Source organism: Acetobacter garciniae, assembly GCF_017377735.1.
Lineage (GTDB): Bacteria > Pseudomonadota > Alphaproteobacteria > Acetobacterales > Acetobacteraceae > Acetobacter > Acetobacter garciniae.
Genome location: NZ_JAFVMH010000041.1, coordinates 1 through 319, shown reverse-complemented (window position 1 = coordinate 319; position 319 = coordinate 1). Strand labels below are relative to the sequence as shown.

Annotated in this window: 1 pseudogene; it reads right to left on the bottom strand. The window is 67.4% G+C overall.

Annotated features, from left to right (window positions below):
• Positions 1 to 319: pseudogene (locus J2D77_RS17130) on the bottom strand (hypothetical protein); the annotation flags it as partial.

Sequence of the window (319 nt, the reverse complement as noted above, 5' to 3'; positions counted from 1 at the left end):
ACGTGTGGCGGCGCTGCCCCACGTCAGCAGGCCCACGGTGTCTGTATCGGCCAAGCCGGTATAGCTCCAGCCTAGCAGGCAATGGCCTCCAGCACTCCCGGGCGTCGTGTCGCCATAGGCGCTGTTGTCGGCCTCCAGCACACATGCGCCGTTGGTCGCTTCGACCTGGTTCATGTCCGACTGGGACAGTTGCACGCCCAGATAGACTGCCCCCATGCCCGCCATGATGAGGGCCAATGCGTTGCGGTCCTGCGGGTCGGCGCTGCCCCAGAGCGGGAAGTAGGGGCCGCTCGCCAACTGGACGCCTACGCGCCCGGCA